This is a genomic window from Streptomyces sp. NPDC007808, from assembly GCF_042868655.1.
Lineage (GTDB): Bacteria > Actinomycetota > Actinomycetes > Streptomycetales > Streptomycetaceae > Streptomyces.
In genome coordinates this window covers 817373-841559 of sequence record NZ_JBIAEQ010000003.1, presented here as the reverse complement: position 1 = coordinate 841559, position 24187 = coordinate 817373, and the positions used below count along the sequence as shown (strand labels likewise).

General features: G+C 71.6%; 22 protein-coding genes. 14 read left to right on the top strand and 8 right to left on the bottom strand.

Features of this window, described 5'->3' with window-relative positions; all coding sequences use genetic code 11:
* Positions 1–17 precede the first annotated feature (17 nt).
* Both ACFYNL_RS15490 and ACFYNL_RS15485 read right to left on the bottom strand, forming a co-directional pair.
* Positions 18–440 carry a hypothetical protein gene (locus ACFYNL_RS15490; protein ID WP_388802518.1) on the bottom strand — a complete coding sequence of 141 codons (423 nt, stop codon included), beginning with the start codon at positions 438–440 and terminating at the stop codon, positions 18–20.
* Between the two features lie 97 nt (positions 441–537).
* A complete protein-coding gene (locus tag ACFYNL_RS15485) occupies positions 538–1749 on the bottom strand; it encodes a pyridoxal phosphate-dependent aminotransferase (RefSeq protein ID WP_388802515.1) in 1212 nt (403 codons plus the stop codon).
* A gap of 124 nt (positions 1750–1873) precedes the next feature.
* Here ACFYNL_RS15485 and ACFYNL_RS15480 point away from each other — a divergent pair, with 124 nt between their 5' ends.
* Positions 1874–2722 carry a hypothetical protein gene (locus ACFYNL_RS15480; RefSeq protein ID WP_388802513.1) on the top strand — a complete coding sequence of 283 codons (849 nt, stop codon included), beginning with the start codon at positions 1874–1876 and terminating at the stop codon, positions 2720–2722.
* A gap of 202 nt (positions 2723–2924) precedes the next feature.
* Here the strand turns inward: ACFYNL_RS15480 and ACFYNL_RS15475 are convergent, their stop codons facing one another.
* Complete coding sequence (locus ACFYNL_RS15475) at positions 2925–3146, bottom strand: helix-turn-helix domain-containing protein (RefSeq protein WP_388802510.1); 222 nt, start codon at positions 3144–3146, stop codon at positions 2925–2927.
* Positions 3146–3637, bottom strand: a complete 492-nt coding sequence (locus ACFYNL_RS15470; protein WP_388802507.1) for a DUF2975 domain-containing protein — start codon at positions 3635–3637, stop codon at positions 3146–3148. The genes ACFYNL_RS15475 and ACFYNL_RS15470 overlap by 1 nt, the downstream gene beginning before the upstream one ends.
* Before the next feature lie 394 nt (positions 3638–4031).
* Here ACFYNL_RS15470 and ACFYNL_RS15465 point away from each other — a divergent pair, with 394 nt between their 5' ends.
* Positions 4032–4961, top strand: a complete 930-nt coding sequence (locus ACFYNL_RS15465) for a serine protease (protein WP_388802504.1) — start codon at positions 4032–4034, stop codon at positions 4959–4961.
* 84 nt (positions 4962–5045) lie between these two features.
* On the opposite strand, the gene ACFYNL_RS15460 is transcribed toward ACFYNL_RS15465, so the two are convergent.
* Positions 5046–6668 carry an amidohydrolase family protein gene (locus tag ACFYNL_RS15460; protein WP_388802501.1) on the bottom strand — a complete coding sequence of 541 codons (1623 nt, stop codon included), beginning with the start codon at positions 6666–6668 and terminating at the stop codon, positions 5046–5048.
* An 11-nt stretch (positions 6669–6679) separates the two neighbouring features.
* Positions 6680–7951, bottom strand: coding sequence for an amino acid deaminase (locus ACFYNL_RS15455; RefSeq protein WP_388802498.1), 1272 nt, complete (start codon positions 7949–7951; stop codon positions 6680–6682).
* Positions 7952–8149: 198 nt separating this feature from the next.
* On the opposite strand from ACFYNL_RS15455, the gene ACFYNL_RS15450 reads away from it, so the two are divergent.
* From ACFYNL_RS15450 to ACFYNL_RS15435, 4 genes are all read left to right on the top strand, one after another.
* Positions 8150–9403: a PfkB family carbohydrate kinase gene (locus ACFYNL_RS15450; RefSeq protein ID WP_388802745.1), complete on the top strand. Its 1254-nt coding sequence runs from the start codon at positions 8150–8152 to the stop codon at positions 9401–9403.
* On the top strand, positions 9400–10161 hold the full coding sequence (locus tag ACFYNL_RS15445; protein WP_388802495.1) for an IclR family transcriptional regulator: 762 nt from the start codon (positions 9400–9402) through the stop codon (positions 10159–10161). Before ACFYNL_RS15450 ends, ACFYNL_RS15445 begins: the two co-directional genes overlap by 4 nt.
* Positions 10162–10260: 99 nt before the next feature.
* Positions 10261–10671, top strand: coding sequence for a RidA family protein (locus ACFYNL_RS15440; RefSeq protein ID WP_388802492.1), 411 nt, complete (start codon positions 10261–10263; stop codon positions 10669–10671).
* Positions 10672–10819: 148 nt separating this feature from the next.
* Positions 10820–11395, top strand: a complete 576-nt coding sequence (locus ACFYNL_RS15435; protein ID WP_388802490.1) for a hypothetical protein — start codon at positions 10820–10822, stop codon at positions 11393–11395.
* On the opposite strand, the gene ACFYNL_RS15430 is transcribed toward ACFYNL_RS15435, so the two are convergent.
* Positions 11396–12748, bottom strand: a complete 1353-nt coding sequence (locus ACFYNL_RS15430; RefSeq protein ID WP_388802487.1) for a M14 family metallopeptidase — start codon at positions 12746–12748, stop codon at positions 11396–11398.
* Positions 12749–13165: 417 nt separating this feature from the next.
* On the opposite strand from ACFYNL_RS15430, the gene ACFYNL_RS15425 reads away from it, so the two are divergent.
* From ACFYNL_RS15425 to ACFYNL_RS15405, 5 genes are all read left to right on the top strand, one after another.
* Positions 13166–15637 carry an ATP-binding protein gene (locus ACFYNL_RS15425; protein ID WP_388802484.1) on the top strand — a complete coding sequence of 824 codons (2472 nt, stop codon included), beginning with the start codon at positions 13166–13168 and terminating at the stop codon, positions 15635–15637.
* 68 nt (positions 15638–15705) lie between these two features.
* The gene (locus ACFYNL_RS15420) at positions 15706–16620 is read left to right on the top strand and encodes an anti-sigma factor RsbA family regulatory protein (RefSeq protein ID WP_388802481.1); all 915 of its coding nucleotides are present in this window, start codon (positions 15706–15708) and stop codon (positions 16618–16620) included.
* Positions 16621–16694: 74 nt separating this feature from the next.
* Positions 16695–17216, top strand: coding sequence for an ATP-binding protein (locus tag ACFYNL_RS15415; protein ID WP_388802478.1), 522 nt, complete (start codon positions 16695–16697; stop codon positions 17214–17216).
* A 56-nt stretch (positions 17217–17272) separates the two neighbouring features.
* Positions 17273–18592 (top strand): Nramp family divalent metal transporter, encoded by a 1320-nt coding sequence (locus ACFYNL_RS15410; protein WP_388802475.1) that lies wholly within the window; start codon positions 17273–17275, stop codon positions 18590–18592.
* Positions 18593–18738: 146 nt separating this feature from the next.
* Positions 18739–19254, top strand: a complete 516-nt coding sequence (locus tag ACFYNL_RS15405; RefSeq protein ID WP_388802472.1) for a hypothetical protein — start codon at positions 18739–18741, stop codon at positions 19252–19254.
* 48 nt (positions 19255–19302) lie between these two features.
* On the opposite strand, the gene ACFYNL_RS15400 is transcribed toward ACFYNL_RS15405, so the two are convergent.
* Positions 19303–21009 (bottom strand): chitinase, encoded by a 1707-nt coding sequence (locus ACFYNL_RS15400; protein WP_388802470.1) that lies wholly within the window; start codon positions 21007–21009, stop codon positions 19303–19305.
* A gap of 273 nt (positions 21010–21282) precedes the next feature.
* Here ACFYNL_RS15400 and ACFYNL_RS15395 point away from each other — a divergent pair, with 273 nt between their 5' ends.
* The 3 genes from ACFYNL_RS15395 to ACFYNL_RS15385 all read left to right on the top strand — a co-directional run bounded on the left by ACFYNL_RS15395 (position 21283) and on the right by ACFYNL_RS15385 (position 24150).
* Complete coding sequence (locus tag ACFYNL_RS15395) at positions 21283–22092, top strand: hypothetical protein (protein WP_388802742.1); 810 nt, start codon at positions 21283–21285, stop codon at positions 22090–22092.
* 78 nt (positions 22093–22170) lie between these two features.
* Entirely contained in the window at positions 22171–22878 is a 708-nt protein-coding gene (gene cpaB / locus ACFYNL_RS15390) for a Flp pilus assembly protein CpaB (RefSeq protein ID WP_388802467.1), read from the top strand.
* Positions 22879–22887: 9 nt separating this feature from the next.
* A complete protein-coding gene (locus ACFYNL_RS15385; protein ID WP_388802465.1) occupies positions 22888–24150 on the top strand; it encodes a CpaE family protein in 1263 nt (420 codons plus the stop codon).
* Positions 24151–24187 lie beyond the last annotated feature (37 nt).

Sequence of the window (24187 nt, the reverse complement as noted above, 5' to 3'; positions counted from 1 at the left end):
GGGCCGTTCAAGGGGTGTCAGCCGACGCCGGTCAGTTCCTGCGGCTCGGCCTGCGCGGCGGCGTGCGCGTCCATGCGCTCGGCGGCGAGGATCGCTACGGCCGTGTCCGCACGCGACGCCGCGACCACCAGCGCCCGTCCCGCCAGGGTGTGCGCCCGGTGGTGCAGCGCCGCGAGCTTCGGCTCACCGCCGGAGGCTGCCGCGCGGGCCGGCGCCCGCCCGCCCCGAAGCCGTGCCACCTGGGCGGCGAGCCGCTCGGCCGCGGTGTCCAGGTCCTCGGAGGGGGCCGCCGCGCGCAGTTCGTCCGTGACGGCCAGCAGTGCCGCGAGATGACCCGCGAGCTGGATGTCCAGCTCTTCCTCACGCGAGCGGTGGGGGAAGTCGGAGGGGGTGCCGGCCATCGTGCTGTGGACCGACTTGGTGCGGATCGGTTCGTACATGGGGATGGCCTCCTGTGCTCTGACAGGAAGCCATCCTAGCTTAGATTTCGTCTAAAGTTGAGTGGCTCGCAAGGCGGGATCACCCGCCTACGCGGTGTCACGGCTGGCTGTAGCCGTCGAGGAACCGCCCGATCCGCCCGACCGCGTCCCGCAGGTCCGTGACCGTCGGCAGCGTCACGACGCGGAAGTGGTCCGGGGCGGTCCAGTTGAAGCCGGTGCCCTGGACGACCATGATCTTCTCGCGCCGCAGCAGGTCCAGGACCAGTTGCCGGTCGTCCTTGATCTTGAAGACCTTCGGGTCGAGGCGCGGGAAGAGATACAGCGCCCCCTTCGGCCGTACGCAGCTCACGCCCGGGATCCGGGTCAGCAGCTCGTACGCGGTGTCCATCTGCTCCTTCAGTCGCCCGCCGGGCAGCACCAGGTCGTTGATGGACTGCCGTCCGCTGAGTGCGGCCACCACACCGTGCTGACCGGGCATGTTCGCGCACAGCCGCATGTTCGCGAGGATGGTGAGGCCCTCGATGTAGGAGTCGGCATGGGCGCGGGGGCCCGAGATCGACATCCAGCCCACCCGGTACCCGGCGACCCGGTAGGCCTTGGACATGCCGTTGAAGGTGAGGGTGAGCAGGTCGGGCGCGATGGCGGCGGTCGGGGTGTGTGTGGCGCCGTCGTACAGGATCTTGTCGTAGATCTCGTCCGAGCAGACCAGGAGGTTGTGCCGCCGGGCGATGTCCGTCAGCCCCCGCAGCATGGCGTCGTCGTACACGGCCCCCGTCGGGTTGTTGGGGTTGATGATGACGATGGCCTTGGTGCGGTCGGTGACCTTGCGCTCGATGTCGGCGAGGTCGGGCATCCACTCGGACTGCTCGTCGCACCGGTAGTGCACGGCGGTACCGCCGGACAGGGAGACCGCGGCGGTCCAGAGCGGGTAGTCGGGGGCGGGTACCAGCACCTCGTCCCCGTCGTCGAGCAGGGCCTGCATCGCCATGACGATCAGCTCGGAGACGCCGTTGCCGATGAAGACGTGCTCGACGTCGGTCTCGATGCCGAGGGTCTGGTTGTGCATGACGACGGCCCGGCGCGCGGCCAGCAGGCCCTTCGCGTCGCCGTACCCGTGGGCCGACGACACGTTGCGCAGGACGTCTTCCAGGATCTCGGGCGGACACTCGAACCCGAACGCGGCCGGGTTGCCGGTGTTCAGCTTGAGGATCCGATGCCCCGCCGACTCGAGCCGCATCGCCTCCTCGAGCACCGGGCCCCGGATCTCGTAACAGACGTTGGCGAGCTTGGTCGACTGGATCACCTGCATGCCAGGAGCTTACGGCCGCGTAACGTCCGGCGGGTCGTGTTTTCCGCCACGTGAGACGCGAGGTTTGCACTGTTATCGGCGGTAGCTGTCCCGCGCGCCACTCCCGTCTCTACAATTCGCGGTCATGTCCAGGCCACCTGAGTACGAGAACGGGACGCCCGCTGCCGACGCCGCGAACGGTGCGGGTGGGTACGGCCTGCATGGCTCGGACCGGGAGTACGACGTTCCCCAGGTACCCCCGAACGTGTACCACCCCCGGCCCGAGGCGCCCCCCGCCTACGACGCCTACAGGGACCCGGCGGCCGCGCACGGCTGGCAGAACGCGTACGACGAGACGACGAAGCTGCCGCCGGTGGTGGACGCGGGCCCTGGGGCGGACGACGGCACGGCCTTCACGAGGGCCGACTCCGGCGGGGAGGGCTCGCCCGGCGGCTACGACTACAGCTACAGCGGCCCCGATGACGACTACGGCTTCGGCGAGGAAGGCGGCCGCAGATCCGGCGGCCGCCGGGCCGGCGGCACGGGCCGCGGCTCGCGACGCAAGCCCGCGGCCAGAGGACCACGCCGCGTGGCGATGGCCGCTGGGGCCGTGGGGGCGGTCTCTGTGGTGGCACTGATAGCCGGCTTCGCCATGTCCGGGTCCTCCTCCGACGGTGGCGCGCAGACCAAGGACGACCGGACGAGCCCGACGGCCGAGGATCCCGCGGTGCCGGCGGCACCGGCCGAGTCTTCGGACCCGTCCGCCGGCACCCGCCCGTCCGACGGCGTCGAGTCGTCGCGAGGCGCTTCCCCGGGCCCCTCCTCCGCAAGCCCCTCGGGGGCCGCGTCGGACGCCGCCGACAGCCCCACACCCGCCCCTACCACCACCACCCCGTCAGCGCTCCCCACCACCCCCACCGCGACCAGGAACGCGCCGGGCAACTCGGACGACAAGCCCGGGCAGGGGCAGGGGAGCACCAAGGGCCCGAAGTAGGGGCGGGTTCCCCGTGAGCGGCGCTGGCAGCCGGTGGACCCGGGCGGCTCAGGCTCTGATGCGCAGCCTGTGGGACGGCAGTCGCGGAGGATCTCACCGCGGCCGTGGCCGGTCGCGATGATCTCCCCGGTACGGCCCCGGGATGCTCGCGGAGTCGGTCAACGGCAAGCGGGATCGGCGATGACGCGTCGGCAGGCGCGGTTCAGTCGCCCGCGGTGTCCTCGGCCTCCCAGCGAAGGAGGTCGCCCGGCTGGCAGTCGAGCACCTCGCAGAGCGCGGCGAGCGTCGCGAAGCGCACCGCCTTGGCGCGGCCGTTCTTGAGTACCGCCAGGTTGGCGGGCGTGATCCCCACGCGGTCCGCGAGTTCTCCCACGGACATCTTCCGCCTCGCCAGCATCACGTCGATGTCGACGGCGATCGGCATCAGATCACCTCGTCCAACTCGGCCTGCATCTGAGCCGCTTCGGCGTCGCGGGCGACGGCCTGGGCGAGCAGCATCCGCAGTACGAGCACGATGAGCGCGACTCCCAGGACGGCCACGCCGATCCCGCCCATGATGAGGGTGACGCCCGGGTCGTCCCGCTGGCCGGGCGCGTTCAGGGCCGTGACCGCGAACCACACGAGAGCAGCCGCGACGATCGCGCCGATGATGACGTCCACGTACCGGAAGGCGGCGTGGGAGAACACGGTTCCGCGTCGCACCATCGTCACCAGTCGCCATACGCAGACCAGGGCGGCCTGGGCCGTCCCGATGCCCAGGATCGTGAGCACGCGCAGCGGGGTCAGCGGGAGCGACCCGTCCTCCGGGTCGCTCCCACTGACCAACGCCCACACCATCAACGCCTGTACGAACACGGTGCCGGTGAGCACCACCACCAGCACGGCGCGCAGCGCGCGCACTGTCAGCGTTCCCATGACCCATCCCTCCATCGAACTACGATGGAAATCTATCGAATATCGATAGGTGACACAAGGGTCGGGTTGGCGCGATGCGGCGAGATCGTTCGAGGAGTTCTTGTCCCGGTCGGTTCTCCGCGGCCCGCCGGGGGTGGAGTGGCCGAACGGGAGGGTGCTCCGGCGATGTGGGCCTCGGCTGTACCGCCTGTGGTGATCTCACACCCCCCTCGTGAACGTCCTGCGCCGCCCGTCCCGGGCCCCGCGCCGCGGCTGATAGGGAAAGCCCTACGGCCCGAACCCACCGGTGGCCGACTCCTTGTCCCCACCCCCTTGGTGCGTGACAATGCGCATGACAAAAGTGCGGGTGACCGGAGGTTCTCCGGTCACCCTCCTCGTATGAGGGGACCCCCACATGAGAAAACCTCTCGGCGCCGCCCTCCTCGCCCTGGCGATAGCCGGGGCCGGTGCCGCACCCGCGGTCGCGGCTCCCGTGGACACGGCCGGATCGTTCGGCAAGAGCGTGGACACGGAGACGGCCGTGTCGACCGTCAGGGACGCCGTCACCTCCACCACGGAGAGCCTCAACCAGGCCCTGAATCCCTCCGTTCGGGCGGTGAACTTCGCGGGAACCGTCTCGCTGAGCAACTGCTCCGGCTCGGTCGTGCGCTTCTCGGACTCCGAGGACGACGACCCCGCGCTGGTGATGACCAACGGCCACTGCCTGGAGACCGGCATGCCGGGACCCGGTCAGGTCGTCGTCGACCGGGCCTCCAGCCGGAGCTTCGGGCTGCTCAACGCCTCCGGCAGCCGGGTCGGCACGCTGCGGGCCAGCAAGATCGCCTACGGGACGATGACCGACACGGACGTGGCGATCTATCAGCTCACCACGACGTACGCGCAGATCAAGCGCTCGTACAACATCAACGCCCTGACGATGGCCGACACCCACCCGGTCGCCGGCACCGCCATCACCGTCGCCTCCGGTTACTGGAAGCGGCTGTACAACTGCAACATCGACGGGTTCGTGTACCGCCTCAAGGAAGGCGACTGGACCTTCAAGGACTCCGTCCGCTACACCTCCGCCTGCAACACCATCGGCGGCACCTCCGGCTCCCCGGTCATCGACCAGGCCACCAACAAGGTCGTCGCCGTCAACAACACCGGCAACGAGGACGGCCAGCGCTGCACGGTCAACAATCCGTGCGAGGTCGACGAGAGCGGCAACGTCACCGTCCGCCAGGGCATCAACTACGCCCAGCAGAGCTACCAGATCCCCGCCTGCTTCGGCGTCGACAACAAGCTCGACCTGAGCGCGAGCGGCTGCGTGCTGCCCAAGCCGTAACCGGCCACAGCCGTAATTGGCCACAGCCGTAACCGGCCACAGCCCTGACCGGCCACAGCCCTGACCGGCCACAGCCCTGACCGGCTACGCGGGTCTGCGGATCGCGCGTCCCGCCAGCACGTCCGTCCGGCGGCCGTCCTCGATCACGAAGCGGCCGTCGATCAGGACGTGCGGGATGCCCGTCGGTAGCGTGCGCGGCTCCTCGAACGTGGAGCCCGCCGCTACCGTCCGCGGGTCGAACAGCACCAGGTCCGCCCGGTACCCCTCGCGCACCAGCCCCCGGTCCGGCAGCCGCAGCCGCGCCGCCGGGCGCGCGGTCAGGTGGGCCACGCACTCCTCCAGGGAGAGCACTCCCAACTCCCGTACGTAGCGCCCGAGATAGTGCGGGAACGTGCCGTACGCCCTCGGGTGCGGCTTCTCGCCCCGCAGGATGCCGTCCGAACCGCCCGTGTGGACGCGGTTCCGCATGATCGTGCGAACGTTCTCCTCGTCTCCGACGTGCTGGAGGATCGTCGAGCCCAGTCGGTCGTCGAGGAGCAGTCGGCGGGCGGTCGTCCAAGGGTCCTCACCGCGTGCGTCCGCGGACTGCCGGACCGTACGGCCGACGAAGTCCTTGAGCGCCGGGTCGCTCACCCCCGAGATCTCGATCGTGTCCCAGTCGACCGGCACGCCGTGGCAGCCGTCCGCGCCGACGACCTCCATGTGGTGCCTGATCCGTTGCGCCGACTCGTCGTCGGCCAGCCGGGCCAGGACCGCCTCGGGACCGCCCTCGCTCGCCCAACTCGGCAGCAGCGCCACGAGGGTCGTGCAGCCGGGGGTGTAGGGGTAGGAGTCGAGGGTGATGTCGGCCCCCGACGCCAGGGCCTCGTCGAGCAGCGACAGCAGCTGGGGCGCCCGGCCCCTGTTCACGCCGAAGTTCATGGTGGCGTGGGCCAGGTGGAGCGCGCAGCCCGCCTCCCGGGCCAGGGCCACCATCTCCTCGTACGCCTCCAGGGCCCCGGCCCCGTAGGAGCGGTGGTGCGGGCAGTAGTAGCCGCCGTACGACGCCACCACCCGGCACAGCTCCGTCAGTTCGGCGCCCTGGGCGTACATGCCCGGCGTGTACGTCAGCCCGGACGACAGGCCGACCGCGCCCTGCTCCAGGCCCTCCGCGACCAGCCGCCGCATCCGGTCCAGTTCGTCCGGCGTCGCCGCCCGGTCCTCCCAGCCGACGACGAGCGCGCGGACCGTGCCCTGCGGGACGAGGTACGCCGCGTTGACGGCGATGCCGCGGCCGGCGAAACCGAAGTCGAGCCGGTCCAGGTACTCGCCCACCGTCCGCCAGTCGAAGTCGATGTCGTCACCGGAGCCGTTCCAGCCGGTGATCGCGTGGCGGACCTCGGCGAGGGTGCGGTCGTCGACCGGGGCGTACGACAGTCCGTCCTGGCCGATGACCTCAAGCGTGACCCCCTGCGCGACCTTCGCGCTGTGGTCCGGGTCCCGCAGCAGCGCCAGGTCGCTGTGGGCGTGCATGTCGATGAAGCCGGGGGTCAGGACGAGGCCCTCCGCGTCCAGCTCCCGTGTCGCCCGCGGGCGTTGGCACCCCGCGGCGGCGGCCTCCTGGACGATCGACACGATCCGGCCGCCGTCGACGACCACGTCCGCGCGGTAGGAGGGGGCGCCGCTGCCGTCCACGACCTCCGCGTCCCGAATGACCAGGTCCTCCACGGACGTACCTCCTAGAAGAACGTGCGGATGTAGTCGACGACCGTCCCGTCCGCCTCCGCGACCGGGATCAGCTGCCACTTGTCGAACGACGTGCACGGATGCGACAGGCCCAGGCCGAGCCAGTCCCCGACCTCCAGGTCCGCCTCCGCGGTCGTCCGCAGCCACGCGTGCTGGTCGGACAGCGCGGTCACCGAGATCCCGGTGGCCGGGCGCTCGACTCCGTCCCGGCGGATCACCTGGGCGAACGGCAGGTCGAGGTCGTACGCCGCGTCCCGCTTGCCCGCGTTGACGAAGGCCTGCTCGGGGGAGGGGCGCGAGACGACCTGCGCCCAGAGGCGGAAGGCGGGTTCGAGGGCACCCTCGCCCGGGACCCGGTTGAACGGGGTCAGCTTGCGGTAATGGCCGTCGTCGTGCGAGACGTACGCGCCCGAGCGCAACAACTTCAGTACGGGGAGGGAGAGTTCCGGGAGGTCCGCGAACACGTCCGCGACCGCGTCGAACCACGCGCTGCCGCCCGCGCTGACGACGATCTCCTCAAGGCCCGCGAAACGCCCCGCCTTGTCGAAGTCGGCGGCCAGCGAGACGAGCCGGTGCAGCCACGCGTGCACCCGCTCCGGGGTCGCCTGCGGCACCTCGCCCTCGTACCCCGCGACCCCGACCAGCCGCAGTGTCGGCACGCCCGCCACCGCGTCCGCGACCGCCGCGCACTCCGCCTCCGTACGGACCCCGGTCCGGGCGCCCTCGCCGGCCGCCAGCTCGACCACGACGTCCAGCGGGCGGGTGGCCCCGGCGTTCCGCAGCGCCGCGTCCATCTGCTCGACGCCCGGCACGGAGTCGACGTAGCAGATGAGCCGGAAGGTGGGGTCGGCGGTGAGTTCGGCCGCGATCCAGCGCAGGGCCGCCGGGTCCACCAGCTCGTTGGCGAGGAAGATCCGCTCGGTGCCGTACGCCCGCGCCACACGGACCTGATGCGGCACCGCGAGGGTGATGCCCCACGCGCCGTGCTCGATCTGCCGCTGGAACAGCTGGGGAGCCATGGAGGTCTTGCCGTGCGGGGCGAAGGCGAGTCCGTGGCGGGCCGCGTACGCCTCCATGAGGTCGAGGTTGTGCTCCAGACGCTCGGCGGACAGCGCGAGGACGGGGGTGGCGAAGCCCCCGGTGAAGAGGTTGCGGCGCTGGGCGGCCAACTCGGCGACGGTCAGACCGTCGGCGTCCGGGGGGAGGCCCTTGAAGCGGTGGTCGACCCGTTCCTCGGCCAGACGCGCGAGCGCCTCGGAGTTCATGGAACCTCCCTGATCAGGCTGGTTGCACTGCTTGCAACCGGCATTGCGTATGTCGATTCTCGCTGTCTAACATTTCGGCCGATCGCGGGTCAACGGAGTCGCCGACCCCGCGCAAGGCTGGGAGCTACGACGATCGTGACCGTCACCGGATGCCGCAATGCCTGCGACGTCGTGGACGTCGTCGCGCTCGGCGAGTCCATGGTCGCCTTCCTGCCGTCGCGGCCGGGACGTCTCGCCGACGTGCCGTCGTTCGAGCGGGGGATCGGCGGCGCGGAGTCCAACGTCGTGTGCGGCCTGGCAGCCGCGGGGCACACCGCGCGGTGGGTCGGCCGGGTGGGGGCGGACGGGTTCGGCGACCACCTGGTGAGACGGATCGCCTCGTACGGCGTCGACACCGAGGCCGTGCAGGTGGACCCCGTTCGCCCGACCGGCGTCTACTTCCGCACGGCCGGCGACCGGGGCACGGACGCGCACGAGGTGGCGTACTACCGGGCGGGTTCGGCGGCGTCGGCCATGTCCGCGGGGAACGTGGACCTCGGGGCGGTGCGGGCGGGCCGGGTGCTGCATCTGTCGGGGATCACGGCGGCCTTGTCGGACTCTTGCCTGGAGCTGCTGTGCGAGCTGACGGCTCCCGGGGCGGACCGCCCGCTGGTCTCGTTCGACGTGAACCACCGCGCCGGGCTGTGGCGACGCGCCGACGGCGCTCAGACGCTGCTGTGGCTGGCTCGCCGATGCGACCTGGTCTTCGTGGGCACCGACGAGGCCGAGTCCGCCTGGGGCGTCACCGACGGCCCGGTGGCGATCCGCGCGCTGCTGCCGGAGCCGGCCGTGCTGGTGGTGAAGGACGGGGCGCGCGGTGCCACGGCGTTCGAGCGCTCCCGGGAGGCCGGGGGCCGGACGGCTCCGGCCGCGGGCAGCCGTGCCGCCGTTCCGGCGCCCGTCCCGAGAGTGGACGGCGCCGTACACGCACCCGGCCGCGCCCCTCACGCCCGTCCGGCCGCCATGCTGGGTGCTTCGTCGGGGCGGCATGTCGACGCCGGGTGCGTGCCGGGTGCTTCGTCGGAGCGCCCCGGCCATGCCGGCGGTGTGCCGGATGCTCCCCGGATCCACCCCGTCGACGCCGCCTGCGCGCCGCGGCCCGACGCCGCGCCGCCCGCCTTCGTCCCGGCTCTCTCCGTGGACGTCGTCGCGGCCGTCGGCGCGGGTGACGCATTCGCCGCCGGCTTCCTCTCGGCCACCCTGCGCGAACTGCCCCTGCGCGCACGGCTGCGGCACGGCCACCTCTGGGCTGCCGCCGCTCTCACCGCCCCCGGTGACCTCGCCGTCCCGCCCGGCCGGGGCCACGCCGACCACCTCGCCGCCCTCGACGACGCCGCGTGGGAGAAACTGCGACTGGGCCCCGGGTGGACGCAAATCACTGAGGGGACCGACGAGGAGGTACGTACGCCATGAGCCAGACCGTCGACCGCGCGCTCAGCATCCTGCCGCTGCTCGCGGAGGGCCCCGCCGACCTGGGCCAGGTCGCCGACCGCCTCGGCGTGCACAAGTCGACAGCCCTGCGGCTGCTGCGCACCCTGCACGAGCACGGCATGGTCTACCGCCAGTCCGACCAGCGCTACCGCCTCGGTGCCCGTCTCATCGCCCTCGCGCAGGAGGCGATGGAGAACCTCGACATCCGCGAGATCGCCCATCCCCACCTCGTACGCCTCAACGAGCAGTGCGGACACACCGTGCACCTCGCCGTGTACGAAGAGGACGAGGTCCTGTACATCGACAAGGTCGAGAGCAGGTACCCGGTGCGGATGTACTCACGGATCGGCAAGCCCGTCGCCATCACCGTCGCCGCGGTGGCCAAGCTGCTGCTCGCCGATCTGCCCGAACACGAACGCCGGACCCTGGCCGGCAAGCTCGACTACCCCATGTACACGGCCCGTTCCATCCCCAACGCCCCGGCATTTCTGCGCGAGTTGGACCAGGTGCGCGAACAGGGCTGGGCCACCGACCTCGGTGGCCACGAGGAGTCCATCAACTGCGTCGCCGCTCCCATTCGGGGAGCCGACGGCCGGGTCGTCGCCGCGATGTCGGTCTCCGCGCCGAACGTCGTCGTCACCGCCGACGAACTCCTCACCCTGCTCCCTCTGGTGCGCCGTACGGCGGACGACATCAGCGGCGAGTACTCCGGCAGGACCCCGGCGAAGAACTCCGTATGACCGAGGGCGGCAGGAAGCCCGTATACCGAGGACGGCAAGAACCCCGTATGGCCGAGGGCGGCAAGAAGCCCGTATGACCGAGGACGGCAAGGACCGCGTATGACCGAGAAGACGGCGCTCACCCCGAAGACCCACACCACTCCGCCCGCGAGGTTCTCGCACGGCGTGAAGAAGGGGAACATCCTGCAGGTCGCCGGGCAGGTCGGCTTCCTGCCCGCGGTCGAGGGGCAGCCCCCGACGCCCGCCGGCCCCACCCTGCGCGAGCAGACGCTCCAGACCCTCGCCAACGTCGAGGCGATCCTCCGGGAGGGCGGCGCCTCCTGGGACGACGTGATGATGATCCGCGTCTATCTGACGGACGTCGCCCACTTCGCCGAGATGAACGAGATCTACGACTCCTACTTCGAGGAGCAGCGGCTCACCCAGCCGCCCGCCGCCCGGACCACGGTCTACGTCGGACTGCCCGCCGGGCTCCTCGTCGAGATCGACGCGCTCGCCGTACTGGGCTGATCCCCCCTCGACTTCCGTACGCCGCAGACGGTTCGGCACCGTGGACAGGTACGTCGGGATCGGCGAACGGGACACGTCGAGCGTGTTCGTGTAACGATGCGGGGGCTGGTTGCGCGGAACACAGGGTCGTCGACCATACTGCTCCGCTGTGGAGCAGCGCATAGGTTCAGGCAGCCAGCCCCTGGAAGGCGCCGGGTTCGACCCGGCCTTCATCCCCGGGCTCACCTCTCCCGCGTCCGCCGAGCCGGGAGGCGTGAAGAAGAAGGACGACGCGTCCGGCACGGCCGACTCCGAGGATTCGGTCCTCGCGGTCGTCGAGGAAGCCGAGGCCGAGGCCGAGGCGGAGGTGGAAGCCGTCGAGGAGGAGGCCCCCGTCGACGGGCCCGTCTTCGAGGCCGCCGACCGGCGGGCCCGGATCGTGGCCGACCACAGAGGGGTGCGGCTCGCCCTGGACGACCAGGAGTGCGAGTTCCGCTGGGACGAGATCGGCGCGGTCGAGACCGAGACCGCGCGCTTCGGAAAGCGGTTCACCGTCACGGTGCACACTCCTGACCGCCGTTGGTACCCGATCGAGATCGAGGCGACGGCCAGGAGCCGCTTCAAGGAGTGGGACGAGCAGCTGGACGCGGTCCTCGACGCCTACTTCGACGACGGTGCCGACGACACGGACGCCGGTGAGACGGACGCCGGTGAAGCGGACGCCGAGGAAGCCGACGCCAAGTAGCTAACGGCAGTACTGGGCCTCCTTGCCGATGGACCGGTACATGCAGTCCGCGTTCTCCAGCAACTGCAGCACCGCATCCCGGTTCCGGGACGTCTCCCGCTCGATCACCTCGTCGGGCGGGTAGAAGCCCCCACCCCCACTGGACCTCGGGTACATCTCGAAGGTGTACCCGAAGATCTTCTGGCTGCCCCACAGCCAGTCGTCGATCGAACCGTCCGTGATGTACAGGTCACTGGACTGCTCCGGCGTGTACCCGTTGCTGGCCGCCATCTTCTGGCCGACGGTCGCGAACGCGTTCCGGTCGTCCGCGGTCATCCCGGTCGTGGTGTCGGAGTACGTGTACCCGAAGGGCCACAGCACCAGTTCGCTGTACGTGTGGAAGTCGATGCCGGCCTTGATCTGCTGCACGCCGCCCACGACCCGGCTGCGCACGAAGTTCGCGACCACCTTCACCTCGGGCGCGGACTCCGCGGACGTGCCCCGGTAGGTGTCCGAGGACGGTGACCCGGACGAGCCGCCGCAGCAACCCCACCGGTAGTTCCAGTTCCGGTTCATGTCGGTCCCGACGTACGAGGAACCGGCGTTGGGCTGCCGGTTCTTGCGCCACGACCGGTACGAGCCGGTGGCGATGTCGTACTCGCCGCCGTCCGGGTTGAGGTCGGGCACGATCCAGATCTCGCGGTTGTTCACCATGCCGGTGACCCGCGAGTCGCTGCCGTAGTCGGAGGTCAGCTCGCGCAGCAGGTAGAGCGCCATCTCGACGGTGAGGTGCTCACGCGCGTGCTGGTGGTGGGTGAAGAGGACCTCCGGCTCGGACTCGTCCGTCGCCACGTTGTCGCTGATCTTGATGGCGACGATGTTCCGGCCCTGGTACGACTGCCCGATCACGCGCTGGCTCGCGATGGAGGGGTTGGCCGAGACGATCGAGTTGATCTCGCCCGTCATCTCCGCGTAGTTGTGATAGCGCGAGTCGCCGGACGGGAAGTCGTGGAGCCGGAGGTCGTCCTCGCCCGAGGAGCGGTCGGGGACCGCGCCGAGCGAGGTGACGTCGTAGCCGAGGTCGCGCAGCTTCTTGATCTGGTCCGCACGGCCCGAGACGACGACGCCGTGGCCGTGGACCTCGTCCACGGTCACACCGGTGCGCTGGAGTGCGGTGCGGTCCTTGGCGGTCGAGTGCAAGTGCACCTCGTACTGCCGGACGTCGTCGGCCGAGGAGGCCGCCTTGGTGGCGCTGTCGGCGTTCGCGGACACGTTCGTGGAGAGGGGAGCCGCGAGGGCGAGAGCCAGCAGTGCGGCGAAAGCGGCGGTGCGTCTGCCGCCGCGGCCGCCTGAGCCGCGTGTGCGAAGTCGCATGAAGTCTCCTTGCAGGAGTGGGGGGTGGGGTTCAGTGCGACGTACTGCGTGATGCGGGTGCGGCGCTCATCGTGAGCCGGTGGCATGGACAGGTCAAGGGTGACGCGGTGATTGATGACGTGAACCATTCGAAATTCAGCCGCGCAGTGTACGCGCGCGCCGCCGGCGTGGAGCGGTCCCGGACGAAGTGCACCCGGGCGTGTGACCCGGATGTGCAGGCCGGTGAAGGACCGGGGGAGGGTGAGGGTCCGCGCAAGGGGAGAAGTGGGAGCGGCGGGGGCGGCGGGAGTGGCGGGGAACGGCGCACCCTCGGCTCCCGCGGCTCCCCGCTCCACATCGACAGCACCCCAGAGGTCGACGAGGCCCCGGAGGCCGGCACGACCCCCGAGGCCGACACCCCCAGAGGAACGGCTGATCATGGGTGGATCGGTGCCACGACGGGACCATCAGCTGCCGGTCGAGACGACCAGCTTCGTCGACCGGCGCGGCGAACTCGCCGCGGGCCGGGAACTGCTGGCCCGAGCCCGGCTGGTCACGCTGACCGGGCCCGGCGGTGTCGGCAAGACCCGCCTCGCCGCACGCATCGCGGCCGCCGTACGGCGCACCTTCCCCGACGGCGTGCGTCTCGTGCCCCTCTCCGGCCTGGACGACCCGGCACTCGTCCCGCACGCCGCCGCCGACGCGCTCGACCTGCACGACCACTCGTCGCTCCCGCCGCTGCGGGCACTGGTGGAGCAGGTACGGGACCGCCGGCTGCTGCTGCTCCTCGACAACTGCGAACACCTGTTGCCGGCCTGCGCCGACCTGGCCGCCGCCCTGCTGCACGGCACGCCGGGCGTGCGGATCCTCGCCACCAGCCGCCACCGCCTGGGCCTGACCGAGGAACACCTCCTGGAGGTACGGCCCCTGCCGGTCCCCGACCCCGACGGGGACCTCTCCACTCCCGAGGGCTACCCGGCCCTCGCCCTCTTCGCCGACCGGGCCGCCGCCGTGGTCCCCGGCTTCCGGCTGACCCCCGCCAACCGCGCGGCCGTCGCCCGGCTCTGCCGCCGCCTGGACGGTCTTCCCCTCGCCATCGAACTCGCCGCCGTCCGGATGCGCGTCCTCGACGTCGACCAGCTCCTCGGCCGTCTGGACGACCGCTACCGCCTCCTCACCGGCGGCAGCCCCGCCGCCCTGCCCCGCCACCAGACCCTGCGGGCGACGGTCGACTGGAGTCACGAACTGTGCACACGGCGGGAGCAGTTGGTGTGGGCGCGGCTGTCCGTGCTGGCGGGAAGCTTCGATCTGGAGACGGCCGAGGCGGTGTGCGCCCGGGCGGCGCATCCCGAGGCGGCGCATCCCACGGCGGGGCAGGACGCGGCGGGGCAGGCCGAGGCGGGGGAGCCCGCGGCGGGGGAGGCCGAGGCGGGGCAGGACGCGCCGCAGGACCCGGCGCCGCTGAGCGCCGACGACGTCCTGGACGCCGTCACCGGCCTGGTCGACAAGTCCGTGCTGGCCCGGGAGTCAGGTCCCGACGGCATCCGCTACCGCCTCCTGGACACCCTCCGCCACTACGGCCTGGACCGCCTGCGCCGGCTGCCCGGCGAGGAGCCCGCCGCCCGCCGACGCCACCGCGACTGGATGCTGCGGCGCGCGGCCGCCTGCGAGAGCGCCTGGTTCGGGCCGGGCCAGCGCGAGATCGTCGCCCGGCTCCGTGCCGACCGCGACAACCTGCGCGGCGCCCTCGACTTCAGCCTCACCACCCCGGGTGAGGCCCTGCACGGGCTGCGCCTGGCCGGCACCCTGTGGTTCTACTGGCACGCCTGCGGCGCCCCCCGCGAGGGCCGGCACTGGCTCGACCGGGCCCTCGCCGCCAACCCGGAAACGACCCCGGAGCGGGCCCGTGGCCTGTGGATCGCCGGGCTCCTCGCCGCCGCCACCCACGACCTCACCGCCGGGCTCGCCCTCGCCCAGGACGCCCACGCCCTGGCCCGTGCCCTCGACGACACGGCCGAGGCGGCGCACGCCGAGTACGTCATCGGCGTCATCACCCTTTTCCTGGACGACCTGCCGGCCGCGCTCGCCCACTTCGAGGCCAGCGTCGCCCGTGGCCCCGTCCCCGGTCAGCACCTCAGCCTGTACGGCCTCGACCAGGTCGAACTCGCCTGCGCCCTGGGGTTCCTGGGCGAGGCCGACCGGGCCGTGGAGGTCTGCGAGCAGGTACGCCGGATGTGCGAACGGCACGGCGAGGAGTGGGTGCACTCGTACGTCCTGCGGATCCTCGCCCTCGCCCACACCGTGCGGCGTGACTGGCGCCGCGCGGAACACCACGCCCGCCGGGCCCTGCTCCTCAAACTCGCCGTCCACGACGTCATCGGCATCGCCCTCACCCTCGACCTCCTGGCCCGCGTCGCCACCGAGACGGGGGCTCACGCCCGCGCGGCCGTCCTGCTCGGCGCCGCCGACCGCACCTGGGCCGGCATCGACCGCGACCGCTGGGGGTCGGCCACCCTCAACTCGGCCCGCAAGGAGAGCGAGGCACGCGCACGGGAGGCGCTGCGCGACCCCGAGTTCCAGCGGGCCCACGAACGCGGCACCGGGCTCGCCCTCGCGGAGGCCGTCGACTACGCGGCCGAGGGCGACAGACCGTCCCGCCGCCCCACCGCCCCGGCCGACCGTCCGGCGAACGGCCGTCCCAGGTCCCCCCGTCCCGCGACCGGCGTCCACCTCACCCGCCGCGAGACCGAGGTCGCCGAACTCGTCGCCCAGGGACTGGCCAACCAGCAGATCGCCGACCGCCTGTTCATCGCCCGCCGCACCGCCGAGGGCCATGTGGAACGCATCCTCGGCAAGCTCGGCTTCAGCAACCGCAGCCAGATCGCCGCCTGGATGGCGGCCCGACGCTGAGACGGCGGCCCTGACGCCGCCACCACCTGTCAGCACGCCGACTTCGACCCGAGGAGAAGCCCCACCCCATGACACCGCAACCCACCCCGCCGCGGACGGCTTTCGACCACCGCATGGGCGTCTTCGCCACCGACGACGAGTTCCTCGCCGCCGCCCTGCCCTTCCTCACCGAGGCGCTCGCCGCACCCGACGAACCACCGCCCGTCGCCATCGCCGCCCCTCGCAACCTGGACCTGCTGCGGGACGCGCTCGGCGGTGACGCCAAGGACGTCGGGCTCGTCCCGCACACCGAGTGGTACACCGGCTCGGCCGCCAACGCGATCGCCCGGGGCGCCGGACACCTCGCCGCGCACGCCGGACCCGGCGGCCGGATCCATCTCCTCATGGAACCCGTCTGGGGCGGCCGCGCCGGACGCTCGCCGCGGGAGACCGCCGAGTGGATCCGCTACGAGGCGCTCGCCAACCTCCTCTTCGCCCCGCTCGCGACCACCGCCCTGTGCGCCTACGACGCCCGTGTCGCGGGCCCCGCCATCGTCGCCGCCGCCCGCCGGGCGCACCCCGACACCGACGTGTACGAGGACCCGGTACGGCTCGCCGCCGAGCTCGACGCCGTGCCGCTGCCCCCGCTCCCCGCGGACGCCGAGCACCTCCCGGGCCCTGCTCCCGCCGCCGGGGCCGTACGCGCCTGGGCGACCTCACGCGGACTGCCCGACGCGGACGCGGAGCTCTTCGCCACGGCCGTCACCGAGGCCGCGGCCGCCCTCGGCCCGCTCGACGGCGCCCTGCTGTGGGGCCAGGCCCCGGCGTGCGTCTGCGAACTGCGCGCCCTGCGCCGCGTCGACGACCCGCTCGCCGGGTTCGTACCGCCGCCGAGCGCGGAACTCGAACCCGGGCAGGGACTGTGGTTCGCCCGTCAGGTCTGCGCGTACGTCGACGTCCGCGACGAGGGGGAGCACGCGAGCGTACGGCTGCAGTACGGGTAGTGCGGACCGGCGCAGGTATGGAAACGGGTATTCCTCCCCATGTGCCGTACCCCCGCGTACGCCACTGTGGACCCATGCTGCACCTCCACGGGGCGCGCTGCCCGGATCCTGCTCCTCGGTACGGCTCGTATCCCCAACCGCCGATGGGTGCCGGCCACCTCAGCGCCGAGTACGACCCCCGTCCCTCCGCCGTCCGCGAGGCTCGGGCGGAGGTCCGCCGGCAACTGGAGGGGTGGGGGCTCGCGGACCTGGACGACCTGGCGGACGTGGCCGAGTTGCTGGTGAGCGAGCTGGCCACCAACGCGCTGCTGCACTCCGCCAGCCACTTCCGGCTCACCCTGTTCGCCGCCCACGGCATCCTGCGCTGCGAGGTCCGGGACGCCGGCCGGCGCGTTCCCACCGTGCTGGACGCGGGCGCCTCGGAGAGCGGCCGCGGGATGTTCCTGGTGGCCGCGCTCGCCCGGCGCTGGGGCTGCCACCAGGACGGACAGGGCAAGAGCGTGTGGTTCGAACTGGGCACCTGCCCCTGCACGACGGGCTCGGCCGACGGCGATCCGTCCTGCCGTCCGGGACCGTCGCCGGGCCGCCAGCGCTGATCCGGGTCGTCCACGCCCTCTTGTCGGTTCGGCCCGCTTGCGCTTTCTTGATCCTCATGGCGGACACCACGGGAAACACAGCGGTACCACAGACCGGGGAGACGGACTCCCGCCCCCGCAAGTCCAGTTGGCGCTACATCGGCCCCGGCATCGTCGTCGCCGCGACCGGTGTCGGCGCCGGTGACCTCGTCGCCACCCTCATCGCGGGCAGCAACTTCGGCTACACCCTGCTCTGGGCGGCGATCATCGGCTGCCTGGTCAAGATCTCCCTCGCCGAGGCGGCCGGACGCTGGCACCTGGCCACCGGCCGCACCCTCTTCGACGGCTGGGCAAGCCTCGGCCGCTGGACCACCTGGTTCTTCGCGGTCTACGTCGTGATCTGGGGCTTCGTCTACGGCGCCGCGGCGATGTCGTCGAGCGCGCTGCCGCTGCAGGCGCTCTTCCCGGACGTGATGGACCTCGAATGGTGGGCCATCGCCTGCGGTCTGGTCGGCCTGGTCTTCGTCTGGTTCAACAAGTACGCCGTCTTCGAGAAGGTCATGACGGTCCTGGTCGGCGTCATGTTCGTGGTGACGGTGTACCTGGCGATCCGTGTCACGCCGAACCTGGCGGACGCGTTCGCGGGCCTGCTGCCGGTCCTGCCCGACGAGAAGGACTCGATCCTCAACACCCTCGGCCTGATCGGCGGTGTCGGCGGCACCATCACGCTGGCCGCGTACGGCTACTGGGTCAACGCCAAGGGGTGGACGAACACCGGCTGGATGAAGGTGATGCGCCTGGACAACCGGGTCGCCTACGCCACGACCGGCGTCTTCGTCATCGCCATGCTGTTCGTCGGCGCCGAACTGCTGCACTCCGCGAACGTCGCCATCGCCAAGGGCGACAAGGGCCTGATCCAGTTGGGCGACATCCTGGCCGACGAGTACGGCACGGCGACGGCCAAGTTCTTCCTGATCGGCTTCTTCGCCACCTCCTTCACCTCCCTGATCGGCGTCTGGCACGGCGTGAGCCTGATGTTCGCCGACTTCGTGACGCGCTACCGCGAGCGCGGCGAGCTGAGGGGCGAGGAGGTCGCCTCGGGCGAGCGCGAGCGCTCCTGGCCCTTCCGTGCCTACCTGCTCTGGCTGACCTTCCCGCCCATGGTCCTGCTCTTCCAGGGCGAGCCCTTCCGCCTGATCATCATCTACGGCGTCCTGGGCGCGGCCTTCCTCCCGTTCCTCGCCGGCACCCTGATCTGGCTCCTCAACTCCTCACGTACCCCCGGGCAGTGGCGCAACGGACCGGTCAGCAACGCGATGCTGGCGATCGCGGGACTGCTGTTCCTGGTCCTGTGCGTGAAGCAGATCTGGGACCAGCCGTGGTCGGAGTTCTTCTAGCGGTACCGGTCCCACCGCGGGCCGAGGGCGATCTCCCGCAGCTGCTTCATGGTCGGGGTCCGGCCCCGACGGGGGCGGGGAGGGAGAATGTCTCACCACCGCCCCGAAGTATTGTCCGAAGAGCACGAGGACCGAGGATCCGACGGATGACCGAGCACCCCCCACCCCCCGGCCCCGGTTTCGGCCCGCCCCCACCGCCGTTCGCCCCCTCGCCGCCCGGGTACGCCCCGGCCCCGCCGCCCCCTCACCCCCCTGCCCCGCCCCCTCACACTCCTGCCCCATCCCCTCACGTCCCCGCCTCGCAGCCGTACGCCCCGCCCCCGCAGCCGTACGGCCCGCCCCCGCAGCCCTACGCCCCCGTCCCGCCGCAACCGGCCCCGGACGGCCCGGACTTCCTGGCCGTCGACAAGCGCAACGCGGTCGTCGTCGACGCGTCCGGCGTCGCCTTCGAGATGTCCGGCCTCACGATCGAGTTCCGCTGGCCCGAGATCCGCAGCGTCCACCACAAGGCCAGCCCTGACGGCAAGGCCCTGATGGTGGCCGTGATCCACCTGGACGGCAGGTTCTACGAGTGCGTGGTGCAGGCCAGGCCGAGGACGCGGCTGGCGGAGTGGTTCGGGCAACTGGCCTGGGTGCTCGGCCACTACCGGCCCATGGGGTGAGGGCGGGGCCGCGTCCGTGCGGCCCCGCCCCCGACGCGCCGAGATGGTCTACGGCAGCGCGTGCACGTGCGGCCCCACCGCGTTCGACCACGCGTTGCCCGCGGTCGCGTCCCAGTTCGTCGACCAGGTCATCGCGCCGCGCAGGTCGGGATAGGTCCGCGACGGCTTGAAGGATCCGCAGCCGGTTCCCTTGGTGAGGCAGTCCAGGGCGTTGTTCACCACGGTCGGTGACACGTACCCGCTGCCCGCGCCCCGCGTGGAGGCCGGCAGTCCCAGCCCTACCTGGGACGGCGCGAGACCGCCCTCCAGCTGGATGCAGGCCAGTGCGGTCAGGAAGTCCACCGAGCCCTGGCTGTAGACCTTGCCGTCACAGCCCAGCATCGAACCGCTGTTGTAGTACTGCATGTTGACGACCGTGAGGATGTCCTTGATGTTCAGGGCCGTCCGGAAGTAGGAGTTCGACGTCGACTGCATGTCGATGGTCTGCGGCGCCATCGTGATGATCAGCGACGAGCCCGCCTTCGCCGACAGGGAGCGCAGCGCCTGGGTCATGTAGGTCGCGTCGAGGCCGTTCTCCAGGTCGATGTCGACGCCGTCGAAGCCGTACGTCTGCATGAGTGCGTACACCGAGTCGGCGAAGTTCGTCGCCGACGCGGAGTCGTTCACCGCCACCGTGCCGCGCTCGCCGCCGACCGAGATGATGACCTTCTTCCCGGCGGCCTGCTTGGCCCTGATGTCGGCCTTGAACTGGTCGACGGTGTAGCCGCCGAGCGCGGCCGAGTCCAGGTTGAAGGCCACGGCGCCCGGCGTCGAGGTCGCGTCCGCGAAGGCGACGGCGATGATGTCGTACTGCGACTGGACGTCGGCGAGCCTTTGGACCGCGGCCCCGTTGTCGAAGTTCTGCCAGTAGCCGGTGACGGCGTGCTTGGGCAGGGCGGGGCCGGGGCCGGTCGGTTTGTTCGTGGTGCCGGTCACCGTGGCCGACTTCGGTGACTCACCGGCCGCGTTGGCCGCCGTGACCTGGAAGGCGTACGACGTCGAGGCCGCGAGCCCGGTCACGGTCGCCGAGGTGCCGCTCACCGCGGTCACCTTCGTGCCGTTCCGGTAGACGTGGTAGCCGGTCGCGCCCGAGACCGCGTTCCAGGCCAGGGAGACGGACGAGGACGTCGTGCCGGAGACGGTGAGTCCGCTCGGCGCCCCGGGGATGGTGGGGGAGGGGTCGGTGCCCCCGCCGCCGTCGGGGCCGAACACCGACACGTCGTCCGCGTGATACGCGGCCTGCCCGTACCAGCCGTGCGTGTACACCGTGACGGAGGTCGTGGCGGGGCCTGTGGTGAAGTTGGTCGACAGCTGCTTCCAGGCCGCCGAGTCCGGCGTCCAGGTCGACACATCCGTCGTGCCCGTGCCCGTGACGCCCAGGTAGGTGTAGCCGCCCTGGACCCAGGCGCTCAGCGTGTACGTCGAGTTCGGGCGGACGGCGACCGCCTGGGAGCACCGGGCGTTGTCCTGCCCTGCGGGCGTCGCTCTGAGCGCGGCGGTGCCGCCGTGCACCGGGGAGGAGACGGTCGTGCCGCTGTTCGCGGAGCAGGTCCAGTTGCTCAGGCCCGACTCGAAGCCGGCGTTCCTGGCGTTGTTGAGGTCCGCCGCGGCCGCCTGGGCCGTGGGGAGGAAGGCGAGGGCGAGGGCCGCGGTGACCGCTCCCGCCCAGAGGCGTGTGGGCCCGGAGGACCTCGGAAATCGGCTGCGTATGGACATGACAATAACTTGGTCCAGACCAATTCAACTGTCAAGGGATTCCGGTCGTGGAGAATTGGTGTGCGCAACCTGCCCCGTTTTGACGTGAGTTGTGCGAGGGCAGTTCTTTCCCGGCTGCACAAACGCTGTTCTCCGGCCAGGGAGCCGTGGATACAGTGCTCCCATAGTCACGCAATGAAGTCATCTCGGTGCACCGGAGTAACTCCGGTCACCGGTCCGGGCGGGAACGGGGAGCTAGGCGTGCCAACTGCCATTGCCGTGACCAGCGCCGACATGGCGCTGCCGGCACATGACGAGCGAACCGTGCCCGCCGTCGTGCTCGGCGACCTCGGCCGCGAGCCGCTGGAGCTGTCGCTCGCGGACATGCAGACGCTGATCGAGCAGCACGGCCACGTGGTCGTCGTCTGCTCCCGGGCGACACCCCGTGAGGTGGTGCAGCGACTGCGCACCGTACGGTCCCTGCTGGAGAGCGACCGGATCGCCCTCTTCGACCCCGCGCTGCCCCCGCTCGCACTCGCCGTCCTCGCTCGCCAGTTGCGGCAGCTGGCCTCCTGCGACCTCAGCCCCGGCGTCCTCGCCTCGGCCGGCCGGCTGCTCACCCACTACCTCCACGCCGGGGCGCTCCTCGGCTCCGTCGCCAAGCTGGACCGCGTCCCCGTCGACCTCAAGTCGCACGCCAGGTCATGGGTGCCCGGCAGTCAGTTCGGCGTGCTCGCCCACCCGACGCCGCACCTGGTCAGGGTGGCCCCCGGAGCCACCCTCCCCGGCCCGGAGTTCGGCACGTCGATGCTCGTCGCCAGAGGCCAGCTGCAGTCCGACTGGGTCACCTCGACGCTGGTCCCGGCCTGGCGGGCGCAGGGCCTTCGGGAGGCGGCGCTGCCCGCCGAGTCGGCCACCTGGTGGGGCACGCCCAAGCTGGTCGAGTTCTGTGCCTACCTGCCCGACCTCCCCGTGCTCTACCAGCTCGTCACCTCGGTACGGCAGAACTCATGTCACTGGTGCGGCATCGACGTCATCGGTGACCGCTGCGTCTTCTGCTCCGCCGTCCCACCCGCCCACGAGCAACCGGCCCGCGCGGGCTGACCGTTCCCGGCCGGCCGAGGCCGCTCCCGACCCCACCGACCGCCCCCGACCGATTCCCCCAATGAGGTTGTACGGTTCATGAACTCCCGTCAGCGCCGCGGCGTGATACTCCTGCTCCTGTCGGTCGTCTGTGCCCTCGGTGCCTTCGCCGGCGTCCTCTCCGTCATCAGCGACGTGAAGTCCAAGGTCGGTCCCGAGGTCGCCGCCTACCGGGTCAAGTCGAACGTGGCCCCCTACACGCAGCTCAGTGCGGGCCAGTTCGAGAAGATCGAGATGCCCGAGCGGTGGCTGTCGGACAACGCGGTCACGAACCTCCGCGAGATCCGGGGCAAGATCGCCGTCACCACCCTGCGCAAGGGCTCCCTGCTCCAGAGCGACATGATCGTCGATCAGCCCGCGCTCCAGGCCGGTGAGCAGGAGATCGCGATCCTGATCGACGCGGCGACCGGCGTCGCCGGCAAGATCACCCCGGGTTCCACGGTCAACGTCTACGCCACCTTCGAGGGCCGGCGCGACAGCGACCCCGACCAGTCCAAGCTCATCGTGGCGAACGCCCGGGTCATCCACGTGGGCGAGCAGACCGCCCTCCGGCCCGACGAGGACGACCGCCGGCGCGAGCCCACCGACGCCGTCCCGATCACCTTCGCCCTGAAGACCGTGGACGCCCAGCGCATCACGTACGCCGAGTCGTTCGCGGAGGAGGTCCGGCTCGCCCTGGTGGCACCGGGCGGCGGCTCCGGCGTCGACGCGACGGACCGCACCTACGAACTCGCCAAGGACAAGTGAGAGGCCCGCATGCCCACGAGGATCCTCCCGGCCGTAGGTGACGCGGACGCGGTCCGGTCCCTCACGACGCTGCTCAGCCAGCTCCCCGACGCCGAGCCGGTGGCCCCGGTGACCGACTCCACCCAACTCGTCGACACCCTCGCGCGCCTGGCCGCCGAGTCCGTCGACGAACTGCCCGAGGTCGTCGTCGTCCACGAACGCATCGGCCCCGTCCCGGCCCTCGAACTCATCCGCGAGGTCGCCCTGCGCTTCCCCGCGGTGGGCGTCATCCTCGTGACCTCCGACGCCAGTCCCGGCCTCTTCCAGGCCGCCATGGACTACGGGGCGCGGGGCCTGGTCGCCCTGCCCCTGAGCTACGAGGAACTGGCCAGCCGCGTCAACGCGGTGGCCCAGTGGTCGGTGGGCGTACGGCGGCATCTGGGCGCCGGAGGTGACGTGTTCAGCGGCGTCGGCGGCACCGTGGTCACGGTGAGCGGCGCGAAGGGAGGCGTGGGGGCGACCCTCACGGCCATCCACCTGGCCCTCGCGGCCCAGGCGTCGGGCCGCAGCACCGCCCTGCTCGACATGGACCTGCAGACCGGGGACATCGCCGCCTACCTGGACATCCAGTTCCGCCGCTCGGTCGTCGACCTCGCCGCCATCAACGACATCTCGCCCCGAGTGCTGGCGGACGCGGTGTTCCGGCACGACAGCGGCCTCGCCCTGCTCCTCGCCCCCGGCGACGGCGAGCGCGGCGAGGAGGTCACCGACCGCGCCGCCCGGCACATCGTCAGCGCCCTGCGCTCCCGCTACGAGGTCGTCGTCGTCGACTGCGGCTCCCAGCTGACCGGCGCGAACGCGACAGCCGTGGAGATGGCCGACACCGCACTCCTCGTCACCACCCCGGACGTGGTCGCCGTGCGCGGCGCCAAGCGCACCGTACGGATGTGGGACCGCCTGCAGATCCGCAAGGCCGAGGAGACCGCGATCGTCGTCAACCGCCACTCGCGCGCCACGGAGATCCAGCCCGCCCTGATCCAGAAGATCACCGGTACCGGGATCGCCGCCACCGCGATCCCCGCCAACTTCAAGGAACTCCAGGCCGCGGTCGACGCCGGGCGGGTGCACGAGCTGGACCCCAAGGGCGCGGTACGGCAGGCCCTGTGGGCGCTCGCGGGTGAGCTGGGGCTGGTCAAGGGCACCGAGGGCGCCGCCCAGCGGCGGGGCGGCAGGGCGCGGGGCGGGGACCGGGCGGCGCTGACGTTCCGGCGGCGGAAGGAGCTGGGGCGGTGAGGCGGCGGGGCGACAGGGGACAGGTCACCATCGAGTT

Coding starts and splice junctions, on each gene's coding strand:
- ACFYNL_RS15455 (WP_388802498.1), bottom strand. CDS start 7,951: ATGAACTCCGAGGCGCTCGCGCGTCTGGCCGAGGAACGGGTCGACCAC.
- ACFYNL_RS15410 (WP_388802475.1), top strand. CDS start 17,273: ATGGCGGACACCACGGGAAACACAGCGGTACCACAGACCGGGGAGACG.
- ACFYNL_RS15420 (WP_388802481.1), top strand. CDS start 15,706: ATGACACCGCAACCCACCCCGCCGCGGACGGCTTTCGACCACCGCATG.
- ACFYNL_RS15385 (WP_388802465.1), top strand. CDS start 22,888: ATGCCCACGAGGATCCTCCCGGCCGTAGGTGACGCGGACGCGGTCCGG.
- ACFYNL_RS15470 (WP_388802507.1), bottom strand. CDS start 3,637: ATGGGAACGCTGACAGTGCGCGCGCTGCGCGCCGTGCTGGTGGTGGTG.
- cpaB (WP_388802467.1), top strand. CDS start 22,171: ATGAACTCCCGTCAGCGCCGCGGCGTGATACTCCTGCTCCTGTCGGTC.
- ACFYNL_RS15405 (WP_388802472.1), top strand. CDS start 18,739: ATGACCGAGCACCCCCCACCCCCCGGCCCCGGTTTCGGCCCGCCCCCA.
- ACFYNL_RS15395 (WP_388802742.1), top strand. CDS start 21,283: ATGGCGCTGCCGGCACATGACGAGCGAACCGTGCCCGCCGTCGTGCTC.
- ACFYNL_RS15475 (WP_388802510.1), bottom strand. CDS start 3,146: ATGCCGATCGCCGTCGACATCGACGTGATGCTGGCGAGGCGGAAGATG.
- ACFYNL_RS15490 (WP_388802518.1), bottom strand. CDS start 440: ATGTACGAACCGATCCGCACCAAGTCGGTCCACAGCACGATGGCCGGC.
- ACFYNL_RS15465 (WP_388802504.1), top strand. CDS start 4,032: ATGAGAAAACCTCTCGGCGCCGCCCTCCTCGCCCTGGCGATAGCCGGG.
- ACFYNL_RS15440 (WP_388802492.1), top strand. CDS start 10,261: ATGACCGAGAAGACGGCGCTCACCCCGAAGACCCACACCACTCCGCCC.
- ACFYNL_RS15400 (WP_388802470.1), bottom strand. CDS start 21,009: ATGTCCATACGCAGCCGATTTCCGAGGTCCTCCGGGCCCACACGCCTC.
- ACFYNL_RS15450 (WP_388802745.1), top strand. CDS start 8,150: ATGGTCGCCTTCCTGCCGTCGCGGCCGGGACGTCTCGCCGACGTGCCG.
- ACFYNL_RS15445 (WP_388802495.1), top strand. CDS start 9,400: ATGAGCCAGACCGTCGACCGCGCGCTCAGCATCCTGCCGCTGCTCGCG.
- ACFYNL_RS15415 (WP_388802478.1), top strand. CDS start 16,695: ATGCTGCACCTCCACGGGGCGCGCTGCCCGGATCCTGCTCCTCGGTAC.
- ACFYNL_RS15425 (WP_388802484.1), top strand. CDS start 13,166: ATGGGTGGATCGGTGCCACGACGGGACCATCAGCTGCCGGTCGAGACG.
- ACFYNL_RS15430 (WP_388802487.1), bottom strand. CDS start 12,748: ATGCGACTTCGCACACGCGGCTCAGGCGGCCGCGGCGGCAGACGCACC.
- ACFYNL_RS15485 (WP_388802515.1), bottom strand. CDS start 1,749: ATGCAGGTGATCCAGTCGACCAAGCTCGCCAACGTCTGTTACGAGATC.
- ACFYNL_RS15480 (WP_388802513.1), top strand. CDS start 1,874: ATGTCCAGGCCACCTGAGTACGAGAACGGGACGCCCGCTGCCGACGCC.